The 19,847-nt window shown below is 32.4% G+C and carries 14 protein-coding genes; 4 read left to right on the top strand and 10 right to left on the bottom strand.

The genetic code is table 11. The annotated features are described in order from the left end of the window. Positions 1-15 precede the first annotated feature (15 nt). A complete protein-coding gene (hutH, locus tag EAH81_RS03670; RefSeq protein ID WP_140503879.1) occupies positions 16-1,536 on the bottom strand; it encodes a histidine ammonia-lyase in 1,521 nt (506 codons plus the stop codon). A 101-nt stretch (positions 1,537-1,637) separates the two neighbouring features. Between hutH and EAH81_RS03665 the strand changes: the two genes are divergently transcribed. Next, positions 1,638-2,888: an NAD(P)/FAD-dependent oxidoreductase gene (locus tag EAH81_RS03665; RefSeq protein ID WP_140503876.1), complete on the top strand. Its 1,251-nt coding sequence runs from the start codon at positions 1,638-1,640 to the stop codon at positions 2,886-2,888. Positions 2,889-3,066: 178 nt separating this feature from the next. Here EAH81_RS03665 and EAH81_RS03660 read toward each other — a convergent pair whose 3' ends face one another. The 8 genes from EAH81_RS03660 to EAH81_RS03625 all read right to left on the bottom strand — a co-directional run bounded on the left by EAH81_RS03660 (position 3,067) and on the right by EAH81_RS03625 (position 13,987). Next, entirely contained in the window at positions 3,067-3,270 is a 204-nt protein-coding gene (locus EAH81_RS03660) for a hypothetical protein (protein ID WP_241676501.1), read from the bottom strand. A 167-nt stretch (positions 3,271-3,437) separates the two neighbouring features. Continuing rightward, complete coding sequence (locus tag EAH81_RS03655) at positions 3,438-4,532, bottom strand: Fic family protein (RefSeq protein ID WP_140503874.1); 1,095 nt, start codon at positions 4,530-4,532, stop codon at positions 3,438-3,440. A 204-nt stretch (positions 4,533-4,736) separates the two neighbouring features. Continuing rightward, complete coding sequence (locus tag EAH81_RS03650) at positions 4,737-7,736, bottom strand: DEAD/DEAH box helicase (RefSeq protein ID WP_241676500.1); 3,000 nt, start codon at positions 7,734-7,736, stop codon at positions 4,737-4,739. A gap of 350 nt (positions 7,737-8,086) precedes the next feature. Continuing rightward, the gene (locus EAH81_RS03645) at positions 8,087-8,473 is read right to left on the bottom strand and encodes a helix-turn-helix domain-containing protein (RefSeq protein WP_140503872.1); all 387 of its coding nucleotides are present in this window, start codon (positions 8,471-8,473) and stop codon (positions 8,087-8,089) included. A 196-nt stretch (positions 8,474-8,669) separates the two neighbouring features. Then, positions 8,670-10,355, bottom strand: coding sequence for a sodium/sugar symporter (locus EAH81_RS03640; RefSeq protein WP_140503869.1), 1,686 nt, complete (start codon positions 10,353-10,355; stop codon positions 8,670-8,672). 278 nt (positions 10,356-10,633) lie between these two features. Continuing rightward, a complete protein-coding gene (locus EAH81_RS03635; protein ID WP_140503867.1) occupies positions 10,634-11,695 on the bottom strand; it encodes a UDP-glucose--hexose-1-phosphate uridylyltransferase in 1,062 nt (353 codons plus the stop codon). A 17-nt stretch (positions 11,696-11,712) separates the two neighbouring features. Next, positions 11,713-12,873 (bottom strand): galactokinase, encoded by a 1,161-nt coding sequence (gene galK / locus EAH81_RS03630; protein WP_140503865.1) that lies wholly within the window; start codon positions 12,871-12,873, stop codon positions 11,713-11,715. Between the two features lie 58 nt (positions 12,874-12,931). Next, positions 12,932-13,987, bottom strand: coding sequence for an aldose epimerase family protein (locus tag EAH81_RS03625; RefSeq protein WP_140503862.1), 1,056 nt, complete (start codon positions 13,985-13,987; stop codon positions 12,932-12,934). Positions 13,988-14,089: 102 nt separating this feature from the next. On the opposite strand from EAH81_RS03625, the gene EAH81_RS03620 reads away from it, so the two are divergent. The 3 genes from EAH81_RS03620 to fsa all read left to right on the top strand — a co-directional run bounded on the left by EAH81_RS03620 (position 14,090) and on the right by fsa (position 18,177). After that, entirely contained in the window at positions 14,090-15,088 is a 999-nt protein-coding gene (locus EAH81_RS03620) for a GntR family transcriptional regulator (protein WP_140503859.1), read from the top strand. Between the two features lie 369 nt (positions 15,089-15,457). Next, positions 15,458-17,512 carry a transketolase family protein gene (locus EAH81_RS03615; protein WP_140503856.1) on the top strand — a complete coding sequence of 685 codons (2,055 nt, stop codon included), beginning with the start codon at positions 15,458-15,460 and terminating at the stop codon, positions 17,510-17,512. Positions 17,513-17,520: 8 nt separating this feature from the next. After that, positions 17,521-18,177 (top strand): fructose-6-phosphate aldolase, encoded by a 657-nt coding sequence (fsa, locus tag EAH81_RS03610; protein ID WP_140503854.1) that lies wholly within the window; start codon positions 17,521-17,523, stop codon positions 18,175-18,177. Between the two features lie 684 nt (positions 18,178-18,861). Here fsa and EAH81_RS03605 read toward each other — a convergent pair. Further along, complete coding sequence (locus tag EAH81_RS03605; protein WP_140503851.1) at positions 18,862-19,551, bottom strand: NUDIX hydrolase; 690 nt, start codon at positions 19,549-19,551, stop codon at positions 18,862-18,864. Positions 19,552-19,847: the final 296 nt, after the last annotated feature.

Genomic DNA, 19,847 nt, shown 5'->3' with positions numbered 1-19,847 from the left:
ATGTGAAATAAAGTCTTAACTATTAATCAGATAATCTTTTACTTTTTGAACAAACGGATACATTACCTGATCTTCTTTAAATTCCGGAATTATGTTTCTAATATCATCATACCAGTTTTTGGTTACTGACGAAACTTTGTCTTTTTGTTGTAAATAATCAATTGCCTGAACAATTGTGATCATTTCGATGCTTAAAACTTCAAATGCATTTTCGATAACTTTTGAGGTAATTACCGCTGCATTTGTTCCCATGCTTACAATATCCTGATTGTCATTGTTGTTCGGGATACTATGAACATACATTGGGTTTGATAACATCTGACTTTCGGCAGTTGTTGAGGTTGCAGTAAACTGAACGCCCTGCATTCCGAAATTAAATCCTAATGTTCCTAAATTTACAAATGGAGGAAGTATTTCGTTGATTTTTGAATTCAATAAATAATTCAATTGACGTTCTGCCAACATGGTTAATTTGGTAATAACAATTTTCAGCTTATCCATTTCAAGCGAAATATAATCACCGTGGAAGTTACCTCCGTGATAAACGTGTTTGTTTTTTACATCTATAATAGGATTGTCGTTTGCCGAGTTAAATTCGTCTTCCAGAATAGAAGCAACATTGTTTATGGTCTCTAAAACCGGACCTAAAATTTGAGGCACGCAACGTAACGAATAATATTCCTGAACTTTTTCTTTAAAGATTTCTTCAGTGTTTTCACCGGAATATAAATGGTCTTCTCTTTTACGGATCAACGTACTGTCCGAAAGATTTTGTCTCATTCTTGCAGCTACTTCGCGTTGACCTTTATGACGTTTGGTTTGGTTTAATTCTTCAGAGAAATGATCGTCATAAGCCTGAACTAATTCGTTGATGGCACAAGAACATTTTAGCGACCAATCCAGTAATTTATTAGCGTGATGAACATTTACAACTCCAATTCCGGTCATTACAGACGTACCGTTTATTAAAGCCAGTCCTTCTCTGATTTCTACCTGAATTGGTTTTAAACCTTCGATTTCAAAAACTTCGGGAGTTGGTCTTCGGTCTCCTTTATAAAAAACTTCGCCTTCGCCAATTAAGACTAAAGCCAGGTGTGATAATTGTACTAAATCTCCGCTGGCTCCAACGCCGCCGTGCTCAAAAATAAGAGGTGTAATATCTCTGTTGATCAATTCTGCCATCAGGTGAATTACAGAAGGATGAACTCCTGAATGGCCTAATGACAAAGTATTTAAACGAGCCAAAATTGCTGCTTTTGCACAAACTGCACTTAATGGTTTTCCGGTTCCTGAAGAGTGGCTTCTGATTAAATTATATTGTAGTTGAATTTGATCAGATTCTTTAATTCTATATTGAGCCATTGGCCCAAAACCTGTGTTTACGCCATATATAATTTTGTTTCCTGAAAATTCCTTCAGGAAATTAAAGCTTTCATTTACTCGATTTAGGACTACATCGCTGATTGCAACTTTGTTATTTCCAAAAATAATGGATTCGAATTCTCCTAAACTTAAATATTCATTAATTGTATTCATTAAATCGGTTTTGATTGTGCTAATTTAATTTTATTAATCAAAATARATGTAGTTATTTTGATGAACGCAAATGTAAGTTAATAATCAATAACATTCTTATTATGACAAAGGAGTTTGTGGATGTTTTAGTGATAGGTGCAGGACCTTCGGGATGCGTTTCGGCATCGTATCTTCATAACAATAATGTTAAGATTAAAGTAGTAGAGAAGACAAAATTTCCAAGACTTGTAGTCGGCGAAAGCCTTATACCGCGAGTTATGGATCATTTTGCTGAGGCTGAACTTTTTGAGAGTCTTGATGCAATGAATTTTGAGAAAAAACTTGGAGCACGTTTTATCAGAGGAGAAGAAATCTGTGTTTTTGATTTTAGTCAGAAATTTGGAGAAGGCTGGGATTGGACGTGGCAGGTCCCGCGCGCTGATTTTGACAACACAATGGCGCAGGAAGTGATTAGAAAAGGTATTGATCTGGAATTTGAATCAGAGGTTGTGGAAGTTTCCTTTGAAGGCAAAAACTCTAAAACTATCGTAAAAGATAAGGATGGAAATTTAAAAGAAATCCACGCCAAGTTTATAATTGATTCCAGCGGATATGGCAGAGTTTTGCCAAGACTTTTAGATCTTGATACGCCGTCAAAATTGGATCCACATTCGTCGATATTCACACATGTAAAAGATATAAACAGAGAAGAAGGTGAAGAAGGAACCCAGATTTCATTTGATATTCTGGAAACCGAAGTTTGGTTATGGGTAATTCCATTTTCGAACGGAAATACTAGTTTAGGAGTTGTAGGTCCAACGGATTTTATTAATTCACTTTCTGAAAATAAAGACAATGCTGAAGCTCTAAGAAATGCCATTCAAATGTCGGATTATTATATAAAAAGATTCAAAGGAACTGAGTTTTTGTTTGAACCTGTAAAACTGGAAAACTACTCAAGAGCTGTAAAAAGAATGTATGGTGATGGTTTTGCTCTAACAGGAAATAGCTCTGAATTCTTAGATCCTGTTTTTTCATCCGGAGTTGCTTTTGCTACAGAATCAGGAATGCTGGCAGCTAAACTATATATTAAGGAGTCACAAGGAATCGAAGTAGATTGGGAAGTTGAATTTACAGAATACATGAAACGCGGAATTGCTGTTTTTACCACTTACGTGAAAGAATGGTACACAGGAAACCTTCAAACCTTGTTTTTTCATCAACCCGAAAATCCGGATGTAAAAGAAAAAATATGCTCGGTTTTGGCGGGTTATGTCTGGAATGAAGAAAATCCGTTTGTCAAGAAACACGATCATGTGATAAAGAATATGGCGTATTTGCTAAATATGCAAAAAGAACAAAGCCCTGAATAATCAGGGCTTTATTTTTAAATATTATTATAATAATTTTAAAAAAAAATATTCTATAGGAATGTCTGCTTGGTAGAATTGAATTTGAATTGCGGTTATACATCGTTCCGTAGGAACGTTTGATTTATGCAAATGTGTTATTTCTACCGATGAGATATTCCTATGGAATATTAAATAATTTTTATTTGAATGCTTTTTTAATAATCATTTTTGATAATGTTTTGGCTGTTTTAGCATATCCTTCTCCAATTCTTGTTTCATTGCTAAAGGTATTTCCCCATTGATCTCCGGGAGCTTCTTCGCTGTTAATTTCTAATAATACTTTTGATTTGTCAGTTGAATCAACAAATTTTAAATTGGTAGTAACTTTTGCTTCTTGTTTCATGATTCCGGCATCCCAACCCGGATAATTCCAAATGGTTTTTACAATTAATTTATAAGGTGTATTTAATCATGTTAACTTTTTCGTTTTTTTTTAACATGAGAATTTTAACATGTTAAGTTTTTTGAGTTTTTTTTACATGACTCTAAAAACGTGTTATAAATATTTAATTATTTAAACTTGAACTCTTGCGGCGCATTATGCAGAAAATCATATAAGGCTGTATTAATGTAAAAATTTTCTTTTCCTATTTTATGTAGTGTTACTAATTTAAGTTCTATAAGTTGGTCTAAATATCTTGACGCTGTTTGTCTGGTAACATTCAAATCTTGTACTAGAAAATCAATTTTAGTATAAGGATGTTTAAATAAATTATTAATTAAATCCTGAGAATATATTTTTGGTAAATTGTTTCGGATTTTTTGTTTGTAATCCATCATTAGTTTTTTAATTCCTCTGATTATACCAGTAGTTTGAATAGATGTCTGTTCTATAGCCTCGAGCATAAATAAAATCCATGGTTCCCAATTCTGAGTAATTCGAGTTTCTTGTAATAAATGATAGTAACTTCCTTTGTTTTGATTTATATATCTGCTTAAATAAAGAATAGGTAAGTGGAGTAAATCTTCTTTTACGAGATATAAAATATTGATTATTCTTCCGGTCCTTCCGTTACCATCATAAAATGGATGAATACTTTCAAACTGATGATGGATTATTGCCATTTTTACTAATGGATCAATATCAGTCAAACTATTATCATTTATAAAGTTTTCTAAATTACCCATTAATAAAATAATCTCATCATGACCTTGAGGTGGAGTATAAACAGTTTCACCAGTTTCGCCATTTTTAAGTGCAGTGCCAGGAAGTTTCCTAAAACCTGATTTAGTTTTTTCAAGGATGCTTTGTATTTCTATAATTTGGTTGCAGGTAATAAGTTGTTTTTCACGAACAATAGCGAATCCTTCTTTTAAAGCTGTGGCATAATTATAAACTTCTTTGGCTGCTGAACTAGCAAATTGTTGTGCTATGTTGTCACTACTGAATAATTCATCGTCTGTTGTAATGATATTTTCAATGGCGGAACTGTCCTTCGCTTCTTGTAAAGAAAGTGTATTTAAGATAATAACTTCATTTGGAATAGTTTCAGCAACTCCATTGAGTTCCGCAAGTGCCTTGTGTGCCAATGCTAATTTTTTAAGTACTACCTTACTTTCTACTTCTTGTTGTAAAGGCAATGATGGAAGGGTATACTCGCTCATTTAGCTTAATTTTTTATTATGAATTTTAAGTTGATTCTTACTTAATATTGTTGAAATCAATTTTTAAAACAGATTTTTTTTAGAGTTGTAAATCTAAGTAAATTTTTACAATATTGGCTTTGCCTTCCAAGGTCTTCCATTTGAAATAATGAAATTTTATGTGTTATGGCTTTAAATATATTTTTCGGGTATTAAACTCTAAAATTAAGTAAGTCTTTCCTCCAGTAGATCTTTCCAAGTTATAAAACCTTTCTTTTGATCTGAATAGTCATGAAGAATTCGACTAAAATTATCTGATGGATTTTCCATAAAAGCTTGACGTCCTTTATTTCTTATGATATTTAAGTATTTGTCAACTTGCTTTAATTTATCAGGCAGTGATTTTTTATCATTGTCAAAATGCCAAATATAAGTTGCTTCCTCAGTGTTTAATGTTTCTAAAACAATGTGAAAACCTGTTTTTCCTGCGAGAAGAAATACAAATGAAAAAGGACTTAATACGAATCGAATTTTGAGGATAGTCCGTTGGTGATGATCGGCTAAATATTGTAAATGTTTCTGATGTTTGTATTTTTGATTCTGTAAAAAATCATTTAATAATTCGTCTCCGGAATCATAAAGATTTATGTTGCTTTTATTTTGTAATTCGTTTATATCTAATAAGGAATTCTCTTCTTCTACAGAATTTGTCTTATTTAGGAAAACCTTTGAAACAAATTTAAATATTACACTTTCAATCAACTCTTTATTTATCTTTTTTAAATCATTGGAAAATGCTGACTGTGAAATTAGTTTTCCGTCTTCGAATTCCGCATGAATCGTAACTGTAATATTTTTAGTTTTAAGAGTTTTAGAAAAGTAGGATTTCAAAACTTCAAATTCAGGTCTGATTTCAAGATTTTCAATATCAAATACAAGTTCAGTTTTCATTTCCGGAACATTATATTTAAAAATGATGCTTCCGTATCGGAATTCAAGGTTTTCAAAGCCAATTTTTACTTTTCTATCAATAATAAAATTACTTTCCGAAAGAGTTTCTTCGTCAGGTTCATCAAATAGGGTTGCCTGCTTATCAATCTTCCTGTAATATACATTTCTTTTTAGAAACATTTTATTTAGATAATCGATCTTAATATCACGATAATCATAAATAGTTGGAATAATTTCAGAACGCTGTACTCTGCCAATATATTGAATCAATTTTCCTTCAAAGGAAAAAGGATAAACTAAAAAGAGACAATTGGCATTTTGCAAATCACTTCCCTCTCCAAAGAATTGTCCTGTCGTAATTAATATTTGGTAATTTTCTTCTTTCAGCAATTTCCATTTAGAGTTTCTGCTGCTTTCAGAATCTTCTCCACTTAACGTAACCACTTCGTAAGATTGTTTTAAGTATTGATACATAGAGTCAATATGTTCTTTACGCTCTGTGATAATAACAATTTTCTTGTCTGATTTTAATTCATTTGTAATATCGTGAAGAATTATTTTGTTTCTGGTAGAATCATGAGTTAGAATTTTTGATAATGTTTCAAATTTGTCTGTTTTTGAATTAAAGGGCACATCAAGGTCTGTATTTCTAATAACGATTTTTGGCTTTTTAGCAGTACTTATTTCGTTGAGCTTTATTTCAGCAATTACTTCGCCCATATGGATAGAAATCAATTTGCTGTCGTTGTACTTTCTGAAAGGAGTTGCTGTTAAACCATAAAAATAAAATGAATGAAGTTTTGAAACTGTATTCCTAAATGTTTCAGCAGGAATATGATGGCATTCATCTATAATAATAGTTCCAAAAGAATTTAAAAGTTTTTCACCATTAGTTTTTTCTAATTCTTTTGATAAACTTTGAATCATGGCAACTGTTATTTGTTTTCCAACTTTGACTTTGCCCTGTCCGATTTTTCCAATTTCATTTTTTGGAATTCCTAAAAAAGTCTCTATTCTCTCTATCCATTGGTCAGCAATTTGTTTGCGATGTGTAATAATTAAGGATGGTTGTTTTTTATCGGCAATAATTTTTAGTCCAAGAATTGTTTTTCCAGAACCTGGTGGAGCAACAATAACACCGAGATCTTTTTTTGCAATAGTATTAATTGCTATTTGTTGGTGTTCTCGGAGTTGTGCATTGAATAAAAAAGAAACTTCGTTTAGTTTTTTTCTTTCATCTTTAAAATCGAATTCGATTTTATTTTCTCGGCAAAATCGAATTATTTTTCCAATAAACCCTTTCGGAATTGTTACTTCATTTTCATTTTCTTCAATCAGTTTGAAATAACGTTCTTTCCCGAAAGTACTTTTACCCATTTTCTTTTTTATGATAAATTCAGAATTCAAGAAGTTTAATTCTTCTTTAAGAAAATTTATAAGTAAAGTTGGAATAGCGTTGCGATTCATTTTCACAACATTGTTCCATCGTATGGTTAATCCTTTATTATATAATGCAGGTACAATGGAATCTGGAATGTTCTGTGATATATTTTGAGTATTGTATAATTCATTAAGTTGTATTGTGGAAATCTTTCGGATATTTTGAAAAAAATCCCATTGATCTGGTATTGGTTCTAGGTTTTCAATATTAATAAAACAACTATTCCCGTTTTCAAATGTTCTCTTATAAAGAGGAAGTGCTATTAGGTTTCCAAATCCTTTACCAGACAGGAAATCTTGATTAGGAAACATTCTGTCAAAGCTTGAACTTTTATCAAATAAAGAAAAGACACCGGTTTCTAATAATATAGAAATAAATATTTGCCTGCTTTTTAGGGCAGGATAAGGCTGTTCAAAAAATATCCAAACATGCCCTCCTTTTCCTGATCGAGAACGTTCTAAATATGCAGGTATGTCTTTTTCATTACAAGCACTTATAAATTTTTTACAGTCATTGATCCAGTCGACTTTATCAAAATCAGCAACAATAAACCAAGATGTATTGTCTTTGAGTAAAGGATAAACTCCAATATGTTGTTCTCCGTTTAAATGTTTTTCAATTTCTTTTTCTGTAAAAGGTAAGTATTCTTTATCTGTATAGGTTTGAAAAGAACCTCCCTTAATTTTATGAGCTCTGTACTGATATGGATCATAAAAATACGCAGGCATATAGCCATTTTTATTTCCTTTTTCCCATCTAACAGCAAATACATCTTCTCTTCCTTTGAAAAGAGATTTGAAAAGTTGAATGTTATTTATTGAAACTAGAGACATAGTTTTATTGTTGGGTTAAACTATTTAAGTCAATTACAAATATATTAAAGGTAAAGTGAGAATTTTATTTCTCTCCTTTTAATTTAATATACATTCTAAATCTCAAAGGAATAATAATTTTTAAATAAATTGAATATTTAATTTTATCTTAGAATGGGAGATATTTTTTTGTTTAAATATGATGGAAATATAGTACTAACCTGTGACATTTTTTATTTGCTTTAGTAACTGGAATAAAACTTGAAACTGTTTCTGCTGTAGCGAATATGTAGTGTTTCGATTATTTACTAAATAAAAGGAGGATACCAATTTGATATCCTCCTTTTTTATAAACCGGTCTTTTAAGAATATTATTTTTCTTTTAATAATTTTTCTAAATATTCATTCTTCTCTTTTTCGGCTTGAACTAAACGTTCGAACAACTCAACTACTTTATCCAAAGGATTAAAAGTGCAACCATAATTTACTGCTGAAGAATTATCTACGTGATACGTATTACCTATAATATTTAAAACAGCTTCTTCTGAAAAATTCTTAATTCCTTCAACAGAAACGCCTAATACTTTAGCAATTGCCTGAAGTTTTTCTTCATCTATAGTTTCACTATTTTCAATAGCGGATATAGCTTGCTGGTTTGTTCCTAAAGCTTGTGCCAAAGCTTCTTGTTTCATGTCTCGAAGTTCACGAATACGGCTAATTTTTCGCCCTATATGATTTGGTTTTGTTGCTGTGCTCATAATTCAAAGGTATTTAAAATTCTTTTACAAAATAGAAATTAGTAAAAAACAAGACTTTTTGGTGAGCTACTGTTTCTGTTTAAATCGCGATAATTTCTTTGGATAAATGTAAGTCTAATCTTCGGAAACAAAAAAAAAGACTATCAAAAAAATGATAGTCTTTAATTCTTCAAAAAATATATAGTAAAAAATTATACTACCAGAATTTAACGTATAAAGCCACAATTACCAATAATGTAATTACGATTAAAACTGTAGTTTGTGGTTTTACTTTAAACATTTCAGAGTCTATTTCAAACGCTTTAGGATTTACTTTTGGTCCTGCAAAACTGATTCCAATCATCGCCAACATTGTAAAGAAGAATGATAATCCCATACAAATATGGAAAGGAATTTCGAATGCCCCTTTTCCGTTAGGATAAGCTGTGTATAATAAAGTTTCGTTTCCGAATAACATTGGAGCATATTCGTTGAATAATACAGATAAAACAAATCCTAAAATTACACCCACAATAGCTGCAGTTCCAGTTGTTCTTTTCCAGAACATACCAAGGAAGAACATGGCAAAAACCCCAGGGCTTATAAATCCTGTATATTTTTGGATGTATGTAAATCCACCAACTCCACCAATTCCTAAAATATCATTCCATGTAAATAAAACAGCTAAAAGCATTGCAGCAAAAACGGCAATTCTACCAATGTTTACTTGTTGTTTTTCGCCCGCTTCTTTCTGGATGTATTTTTTATGAATATCTAAAGTATAAATTGTAGAAATACTGTTTACTTTTCCGGCTAATGAAGCCACAATTGCAGCAGTTAAAGCTGCTACAGAAAGTCCTTTTAATCCTGTTGGCAAGAAAGTCAATACAGCTGAATAAGCTCCGTCTTTTCCTCCAACCAATTGAGGTAAATGTCCGTTTTGGTATAAAACATACGCAGCAATACCAGGTAACATTACGATTAATGGCATTAATAATTTAAGCATACCAGCAAACAAAATACCAGTACGAGCTGTTTGTAAATCAGCACCTAAAGCTCTTTGTGTAATGTATTGGTTACAACCCCAGTAGTTTAAGTTAATGATCCATATACCTGCAAGGTAAGACATTAAACCCGGGAAAGTTAAATATTTATCGATATCAAGTTGAGATGAAGTTGCAGTAGGTTTTGGAATAATCATTTTGAAATGCTCAGGAGCTTCTCTCATTAAAACTTTAAAACCTTCAATTGCATTTTCGCCTACTCCAAAATATTGTCCAACAGTTGTTAGTGCGATGTATGAAGTTACCAAACCTCCAATAATCAAAACGGCAACCTGAATAACGTCAGTATAAGCCACAACTTTCATTCCTCCAAGAGAAATAAACAAAGCAAAAACAGCCAATCCAATCATGATAACGTGCAGATATTCTCCACCTGCTAAACCATTAATAGCAACCGCTCCTAAATATAAAATAGAAGTTAAGTTTACAAAAACATATAAAAACAACCAGAAAACTGCCATAATCAATGCAGTCGATTCATTATAACGTGTTTTTAAGAATTGCGGCATTGTATAAATCTTATTTTTAAGATATACAGGAATGAACCAAACTGCTACAATAATAAGGGCAATTGCAGCCAACCACTCATAAGCAGCAACAGCGATTCCTAAAAAGAAACCTTCACCACTCATTCCGATAAATTGTTCAGCTGAAATATTTGATGCAATCAGAGAAGCTCCAATAGCCCACCAGGTTAAATTTCCTTCAGCCAAAAAGTAAGCTTTAGCATCGTGTTCGTCTTTTTTACGTTTACGGTAGATTGAGTAACCGTAGGCAGAAACTACGATAAAATAAATAATAAAAACCGCATAATCTGCGAAAGCGAGGTTCTGGTTCATTGTTAGTAGTATTTTAAAAATTAGTATAGATGATAGTTTTTCTTAATTGTGGTTTTTAAATTATTTGATTAGTAAAATTCCGAAACCATGTTTTTGTTATTCACTGGTGGTTTTAAATGTGATATGTGTTTTTATTCTGTTATTTTTTTATGAAAAGAAGAACGAAAAGTCAAAAGTAAAATAAAAAATGAGAACTACACTATTTACAAATGTGTTTTTTACATTTATAATTGAATTATTCTGTTAAATTTTAAAATACCTTTCGGGAAAGCCTTTTTTTATTTGATTTTGCCTTCCTTTTTATAATGAACGTCTGATTGTTGTCTCAAAATTTCGGCACTTTTTTCAGGAGTGATATCTCTCTGCGATTCTCCTAACATTTCGTAACCAACCATAAATTTTTTAACCGTTGCAGATCGCAATAATGGCGGATAAAAATGCATGTGAAAGTGCCATTCCGGATGTTCTAACCCATCTGTTGGAGACTGGTGAATTCCTGATGAATACGGGAACGAAGTACTAAATAAGTTATCGTATTTTGTCGTTAATTGCTTTAATATTTTAGCATAAGCGGTAACTTCTTCAGCATTAAAATCAGTGATTTTGCTGATCGCTTTTTTGCTTACAATCATAGTTTCGTAAGGCCAGATTGCCCAAAAAGGAACCAATGCTACAAAATGATCGTTTTCGATTACAATACGGTCTCCAACTTTTAATTCTGCTTTTAAATAGTCTTCAAGAAGCGTTTTGTTGTTTTTATCGAAATAATATTTTAAGCTATTTTGTGTTTTTTCTACCTGAGTTGGCAATGATGATTGTGCCCAGATTTGTCCATGCGGATGTGGATTACTACAACCCATAACGCTTCCTTTGTTTTCAAAAATCTGAACGTGATTGATATATTTGATATTTCCTAAATCAGTATATTCTTTTTGCCAGGTTCTGATAATATTTTCAATTCCGTCGATATCCATTTCCGGTAATGTAAGATCATGTCTTGGAGAAAAACAAACTACTCTTGAAATTCCCTGTTCCGGTTTTGCTTTAAAAAAAGTATGTTTGATATCTTCTTCAAAAATAATTTCGTCCTGCTTCATGGCAGCAAAGTCATTTTCAAAAACAAAGCTGCTATCATAATTAGGATTGTTTACGCCATTGGCGCGCACATTTCCCGGACACAGATAACAAGTTGCATCGTATTTTGGTAAAGATTCAGTTGAAATTGTTTCGTTTTGTCCTTGCCATGGACGTTTCGCGCGATGAGGTGATACTAAAACCCATTCGTTTAGTAGTGGATTAAAACGTCTGTGAGGATCCTCGTTAATGTCAAAGTTTTTCATTTTTGTTCTGGTGGTTTTTAAAGTAGTGTTGTTCCGTTTGAGATTTTTACATCATAAAATTTTAATTCAATCCCAAATGTATCTAAATAAAGATTTGAAAACTTACTTTTTACCTCATTTTCATGCCCTTTTTTTATTAAATTGATGGTGCATCCGCCAAAACCTCCGCCCATCAAACGCGAACCGATAATCTTATCGTCAGATTTTGCGGTATCTACAAGCATATCCAGCTCCTCACAGCTTACTTCATACTCTTGTGATAATCCATAATGTGTCTCAAAAAGCAATTGTCCTAAAATTTCTATATTTCCGTTGTCCAAAGCCTCACATGCTTTAGTTACGCGGCTAATTTCTTTTACAACATAGTGTACTCTTTTAAATACAGTTGCATTAAATTTATCCTGAATGCTCAAAAGTTGTTCTTCTGTACAATCTCTAAAACTCTTTACTTCAGGAAAGTGATTTTTAATAATCGACAATCCTTCTTCACACTCAATTCTTCTCGTATTATATTCAGATGTAAAAAGAGAATGTTTTACATTACTGTCAAATAAAACCAAAGAATAATCTTTAAAATCAGCATTGTGATATTCAAATTCAAGCGTGTTACAATCTAGTTTTATTACCTTATTATCCAGACCATGAACACTTGAAAACTGGTCCATAATACCGCAATTAATACCAACCCAATGTTCTGCTTTTTGTCCTAATAAAGCAATATCAACTTTTTCAATTGTTAAATCAAAAAGCTCTTTTATGCCGAAAATTGTTCCGCACTCCAAAGCTGCCGAAGAGGACAACCCGGAACCAACCGGAATATTACTGCTAAAAACACAATTGAAACCTTCAAAAGAAAATCCATTATCCTGTAATTGTTTTATAACGCCACGGATATAATTTGTCCAGACAACATCGCTTAATTGAATTTCCTGTGTTAAGTCGATTTCGAATTCTTCATTTAAATCAATAGCGATTATTTTAGATTTTTTGGTTTCGTTTTTCTCAAAAGCAAAACAAATTACTTTGTCAATTGCCGCCGGTAAAACATAACCATCATTATAATCAATATGCTCTCCAATAATATTAATTCTTCCGGGAGAAAGTACAATTTTTTGAGGAGCAGATCCAAATGATTTCTCAAAAAATGCTGTTGTGTTTTGTATTAAAATATCATTCATTATAGTCTAATTGTAATAGTGTTGTCTGGTCGTTTTTGCAAACCGTTTTTTAGAATTACTACTTTATATTTTCGAATTTATAAACTGTTTTTTGGTTGTATTCAGCTCCTTTTTTCAAAACTGAATTCGGAAAATGAGCATGATTTGGTGCATCTGGAAAATTTTGTGTTTCAAAACAAATTCCGCTTGACGCGTGATACGTTACATTTTCTTTTCCTTTCAGAACATCAAAACAATTTCCACCTACATATATGTGTACACTTGGCTGATCAGTGTAAACACTCATTTGTAAATTATTTTTGATGCTGAATAATTTTGCAACAACTTCATTTGAAGGCTCAATTACAAAAGAATTATCGATAGAAACGGGACATTTTTTTGCAGTTCTAAAATCAAAATCATGATTAGAAAGAGCCGTGAAATTTCCAGTTGGAATATTCTCCTTATTCGTTTCTAAAACCTTATCAGAATTGATAAACATTTCCTGATCTAAAACAGAACCATCGTGACCATCAAGATTAAAATAACTGTGATGTGTCAAATTAACCACCGTATCTTCTGTAGAAGTTGCTTTATAATTAAGTTGCAATTCGTTTTCTTCAGTAAGTGTATAAGTTAAATCTACTTGTAATTCTCCAGGGTAATTTTCGTCCAAATTAGGACTTAAAAGGCTGAATGTTATCGACGGGTTTTCATCAGAAGTTATATTGGTAACATTCCATATTTTTTGTCCAAACCCAGCATTTCCACCATGTAAAGCATTACCATTAGTATTGGTGTTTAACTGAAATGTTTTACCATTTAAAGAAAAAACACCTTTATTTATTCTTCCCGCATAACGACCAACAGTTGTCCCTAAATAAGGAGCACTTGGCAAATTATAAGAAGCCAGATAAGAAGTTCCTGAATCAAATCCTAAAACAACATCTACCAGTTTTCCACTAGCAACAGGAATTTGTAACGAAGTAACAGTTGCTCCAAAATTGGTAATTTGAACTTTCATTCCGTTTTTGTTCGATAATTCAAAAGCGAGAATTTCTTTGTTATCAGATGATAAACCAAATGATTTAGAAATAGTTTTCTCTTGAAAATGCGATATATGTTTTATTTCCATGCTATTTTTGCAAAAAATGAAATCCAAAAGTAGAAACATTATTCGCATTAGCATACCAGTACCTACCAGTTTTTTGTATATTGCGTCAAAATCTATTTTTTTATGAATATTATTTCTATTCAAAACAACATTGGATTGCCAAAATATAAGCAGATAATTCTCTCAATAGAAAAGGCAATCGAAGAAGAAAAACTAGTTAAGGGAGATCGGCTTCCGTCTGTGAATAAAGTCTGTTTGGCTTTTTCATTATCTCGTGATACCGTTTTGTTAGGTTATGATGAGCTCAAAAAACGCGGAATTATTTATGCCATTCCAGGCAAAGGATATTACGTTAAAAGCGTTGAAATCACCATAAAACAAAAGATTTTTTTACTTTTTGATGAGTTAAATATTTTTAAGGAAGACATTTATAATTCGTTTTTAAAAAATATTGGAAAAAATGTACAAGTCGATATTTTCTTTCATCACTTCAATGTTCAGGTATTTCAAAAACTAATAAATGACAGTAACGGAAATTATACCAAATACATAATTATGCCAACCAATTTGGCTGGTGTGGCTGATATTTTAAAAACCCTACCAGTAAACGAGGTAATTATTTTAGATCAGACCAATCCTGATTTAAAATTATATCCCGCTATTTATCAAAATCACCAGAAAGATATTTTTGAAGGTTTGTATAAAGGAAAAACGAAACTGAACAAATACGAAAAACTAATTTTAATCTTTCCCGGCTTTAGAGAACCTCTTGGAATGAAACTGGGATTTGAGAATTTTTGCACCGAAAATAATTTTGAATATGAAATCATAACGGAGTTTGCAGATCGTGAAATTACGTTAGGAGATCTTTATATTATTCCGAATGACAGAGATTTGGTCCGCGTAATTGAAAGCGCCAGAGATCAACATTTAAAACTTGGTGTTGATTTTGGAATTATCTCGTATAATGAAACTCCACTTAAAAAAATCGTAGCAAACGGAATTACAACAATTTCTACGCATTTTGAAACGATGGGAAAAATTTTGGCCGAGATGGTTCTTAAAGGAAATAAAGAACAAATCGAAAATAAGTTTTCTTTGATTATTCGAAATTCATTGTAAAAAGACGTACTGCTGTGTGTGTCTACAATTTCCTTTATGTTAAAATATTTTGGTTTTTTACCAACGAAATATATGCGCAATATTTATCTGTAGAGACGCACAGCAGTGCGTCTAACCCAAGGATTGTATCATTGCAGATTTTCAATTGGAACGTGAGACGCAGTGCTGTGCGTCTCTACAATCTCCTTTATGTTAATTTTTTTGTTTTTGTGGAATTATTTTACATACATTTGTAAATGTAAATTTTACACTTATTATTTAATTTGTTTCTGATTTGAATTTATAGAATTGTTTCTATTTGAAATTCAGGGCAAACAAATAAAATTACGCTATTAAACCAACCAAAAGATTTCAAATTTTTACTTAGAAATGAACAACAAAATAGACCAATTATCTGCAGATAATATACGTGCTTTAGCCATTTCGATGGTCGAAAAAGCAAATTCAGGCCATCCGGGAGGATCAATGGGTGGCGCCGATTTCATGCATATTTTATATTCTGAATATCTAAAATATGATCCAACAGATATGCATTGGATTTTTAGAGACCGATTTTTTATGGATGCCGGACATCTTTCGGCTTTAATGTATGCCCAATATTATTTGTTGGGAAATTACGAAAAATCAGATTTAAAGAATTTCAGACAATGGGGTTCAGTAACGCCGGGACATCCTGAAATTGATGTAAAAAGAGGGGTCGAAAATACTTCAGGACCATTAGGGCAAGGACACGCAATGGGTGTTGGAGCAGCAATTGCTGCCAAATTTTTATCAGCAAGATTTGAGAATTTATTCGATCATAAAATTTACGGATTTATAACTGATGGCGGAGTTCAGGAAGAAATCTCGCAAGGTGCCGGACGTATTGCAGGACATTTAGGATTGAACAATTTTATCATGTTTTATGATTCTAATGATGTTCAGCTTTCGTCAATGACAGATGAGGTTACGACTGAAAATACTGCCATGAAATACGAATCATGGGGATGGAAAGTAATCACTATTGACGGACATAATCATACCCATATTCGTTCGGCGTTAAACGCAGCACATGCCGAATTAGAACGACCGACCCTGATTATTGGAAGAACTATTATGGGAAAAGGCTGCGTTACCGCCGATGGAACGATGTATGAAGGGCAATGCGAATTGCACGGAAAACCTATCGGAGCAACAAAAGCAGATTTTAAAAAAACATTATTAAATCTTGGAGCAAATCCCGAAGATTCATTTGCAATTTATGAAGAAGTTGCAACACATTATAAAACTATTTTAGAACAAAAAACAAAAGAAGCATCAGAAAGAAAAGTGCAGATTTTGGCTTGGGAAAATCAAAATCCAAAATTGGCCGAAAAGATAAAGCAGTTTTTTAGTGGAGATTTACCAGCTTTAGACTTCAGTTCAATTGTTCAAAAAGCAAATGCGGCAACACGCGATGCTTCGGCGGCAGTTTTAGGATATTTGGCGGAAAATGTAGAGAACATGATTGTTTCTTCTGCTGATTTATCCAATAGTGATAAAACAGATGGTTTCCTGAAAAAATCATCTGTTTTGCAAAAGAATAATTTCAACGGTGGTTTTCTACAAGCAGGTGTTGCCGAATTAACAATGGCAGCAATCGCCAATGGAATCGCTCTTCACGGTGGCGTAATTCCGGTTGTAGCAACATTTTTTGTGTTTTCAGATTATATGAAACCAGCCATTCGTTTGGCAGCAATTCAGGAATTACCGGTAAAATATGTCTGGACGCATGATTCTTTCCGCGTAGGCGAAGATGGACCAACGCACCAACCAATTGAGCAGGAAGCTCAGATAAGATTACTGGAAAAAATCAAAAACCATTCAGGTGATCAAAGTTTATTGGCTTTGCGTCCGGCCGATGCTGTTGAAACTTCTGTAGCCTGGCAAATGGCATTAGAAAACAAAAAAACTCCAACTGGATTAATTCTTTCCAGACAAGATATCAAGGATCTTCCAACAAAAGGGAGTTCTAGATTTGTTGAAGCGACTCAGGCTAAAAAAGGAGGTTATCTGGTAAAAGAAACTCAAAATCCAAACATTACTTTGATTGCAAACGGATCTGAAGTGGCAACTCTGATTGAAGCTGCAAATGAATTGGAACAAATTGTTAAGATTAAAATAAATGTAGCTTCCATTATTTCTGAAGGACTTTTCAGATCGCAGCCAAAAGAATATCAGGAAAGTATTATTCCAAATGATGCATTGGTTTTTGGACTTACGGCGGGACTTCCTGTTAATTTTGAAAGTCTGGTTGGAAGCAGAGGTGAAGTATTTGGATTGGATCATTTTGGATATTCTGCTCCTGCTTCGGTTTTAGATCAGAAATTTGGATTTACCAGTAAAAATGCCTGTGAGGAAATCCTTAAATATTTAGAAAAAAATAATTATAACATATCAAAATAATAGAAAGAATGAAATTTTTTATAGATACAGCAAACTTAAAAGATATTAAAGAAGCCAATGATTTAGGGGTTTTAGATGGAGTAACCACAAACCCCTCATTGATGGCAAAAGAAGGAATTACAGGAGCACAAAATATTTTAGATCATTATATTAAAATTTGCGAATTGGTAGAAGGCGATGTAAGTGCTGAGGTGATTTCCACAGATTTTGAAGGAATGGTTGCCGAAGGTGAAAAATTGGCAGCATTGCATCCGCAGATTGTGGTGAAAATCCCGATGATAAAAGACGGTGTAAAAGCAATCAGATATTTTTCAAATAAAGGAATCAGAACCAATTGTACGCTTGTGTTTTCTGTTGGTCAGGCTTTATTGGCAGCAAAAGCGGGAGCAACTTATGTATCGCCATTTATTGGTCGTTTGGATGATGTTTCGACAGACGGAATGGTTTTGATTGAAGATATCAGACTGATTTACGACAATTATGGTTTCGAAACTCAGATTTTGGCTGCTTCAGTTCGTAATGTTATGCACATTATTAATTGTGCCAAAACTGGATCTGATGTTATCACCGGACCATTGAGCGCAATCGAAGGTTTATTAAAACATCCTTTAACGGATATTGGTTTAGCTACATTTCTTGCTGATTACCAAAAAGGAAATAGTTAGCTTTTTTGGCCCACGGATTAAACGGATTTGCCCAGTTTTTTTTCACGCAGATTTTGCAGATTGTTGCAGATTTTTTAATAATTAGATGTGCTCAAATCAGTAAAATCTGCGTGAAAAACTTTATAGGTTTTTCAATTAACATAAAATCTGTGTTAACCTGTAACCCGCCAAATCCTTGGGCAATCTGAATATTTTTTTAGTTTTTTAATAGTAGTTTTATTGAAGAAAAAACCCTGAAAGTTTGTGGCTTTCAGGGTTTTGTTTTTTTATTGTTGAGCAGTTTTCTCTCGCAGATTTTGCAGATTCAGCAGATCTTTTTTTTAACTTTTAAATCTGCCTGATCTGCAAAATCTGCGAGAAAATATTATAGAGTTTTCCAGTTAAAAAGAAAATCTGTGTTAACCTGTAACCCCCCAAATCTGTGGGCAATGTGAATGTTTTTTTAGTTTTTTAATAGTAGTTTTATTGAAGAAAAAACCCTGAGAGTTTGTGGCTTTCAGGGTTTGTTTTTTTATTGTTGAGCAGTTTTCTCTCGCAGATTTTGCAGATTCAGCTGATCTTTTTTTTAACTTTTAAATCCGCACAATCTGCTAAATCTGCGAGAGAAAATTATAGAGTTTTCCAGTTAAAAGAAAATCTGTGTCAACCTGTTTAATCCGTAAAACCCGTGGGCTAAAACTTTCTTTATAGATTTAGAACAAAATCATTTAGTAATTTTTCTTCGTATTTTTCTTTGTTGAAGGTGTACAAATAAGACCCTTTTCGAGAAGACTGCATGTCTTTTTCCTCCAGTTTATTCAGAATTTCTAATGAATTGATTTTACTGATGAAGTTTCTTTTGTCTAATTCCTTGCTTAAAATTGCTTCATATAATTCTAACAATTGACGCATAGTGAATTTTTCAGGCAGCAATTCAAATCCAATAGGTTTTATTGAAGTTCTGTAGCGCAATCTTCTAATGGCATGTTCTACCATTTCGTTATGGTCAAAGATTAAATTTGGAGCATCGGCAACACTAAACCATTGCGCATGGTAATTTTTGATTAGTTCGGCATTATGGTTTTCGATATTAATCAAAGCATAATAAGAAACTGAAATGGTTCTTTCGACAGGATCACGATCAATTTCACTATAAGCATATAACTGCTCCATATAAATATCGTTCAACCCGGTATAGGTATTCAAAATTCTGATAGCAGCGTTATCTAATACTTCGTCTCGTTTTAAGAAGCCACCAATTAAGGACCATTTTCCTTTTTCGGGTTCAAAATCTCTTTTGATCAAAAGTATTTTTAATCCTTCATTGTCGAATCCAAAAATGATGCAATCTACTGCTAATAAAGCTTTGTCTGCAGAGCTATAACTGTTTAGCATATGTTTGTTTTTATTGGTAAATATATAAACTTCCTAATTCGTTTCATAATTTTATTAATGTATATTATACACTTAAGTTAATAAGGAGATAAATTAGTGTTAAAGAAAACAGGTTTTTATTTGGGAAAAAATTTCAAGTTTCCCTTTTTCAATCGTTTTCGTGACGAAATTAAGTTGTTTTTTATAATAAAAGGTTAAAGGAAAGCGAAAATTTATCGAAGTAAACAAGATTTTTTTTACAATAATATTCTTTTTTTGGTAGTGAAACAGTTATTAAAGTCTTCATTTCTACCTTT

It is taken from the genome of Flavobacterium pectinovorum (assembly GCF_006438875.1).
GTDB lineage: Bacteria > Bacteroidota > Bacteroidia > Flavobacteriales > Flavobacteriaceae > Flavobacterium > Flavobacterium pectinovorum_A.
This window is presented reverse-complemented; position numbering and strand designations above follow the sequence as displayed.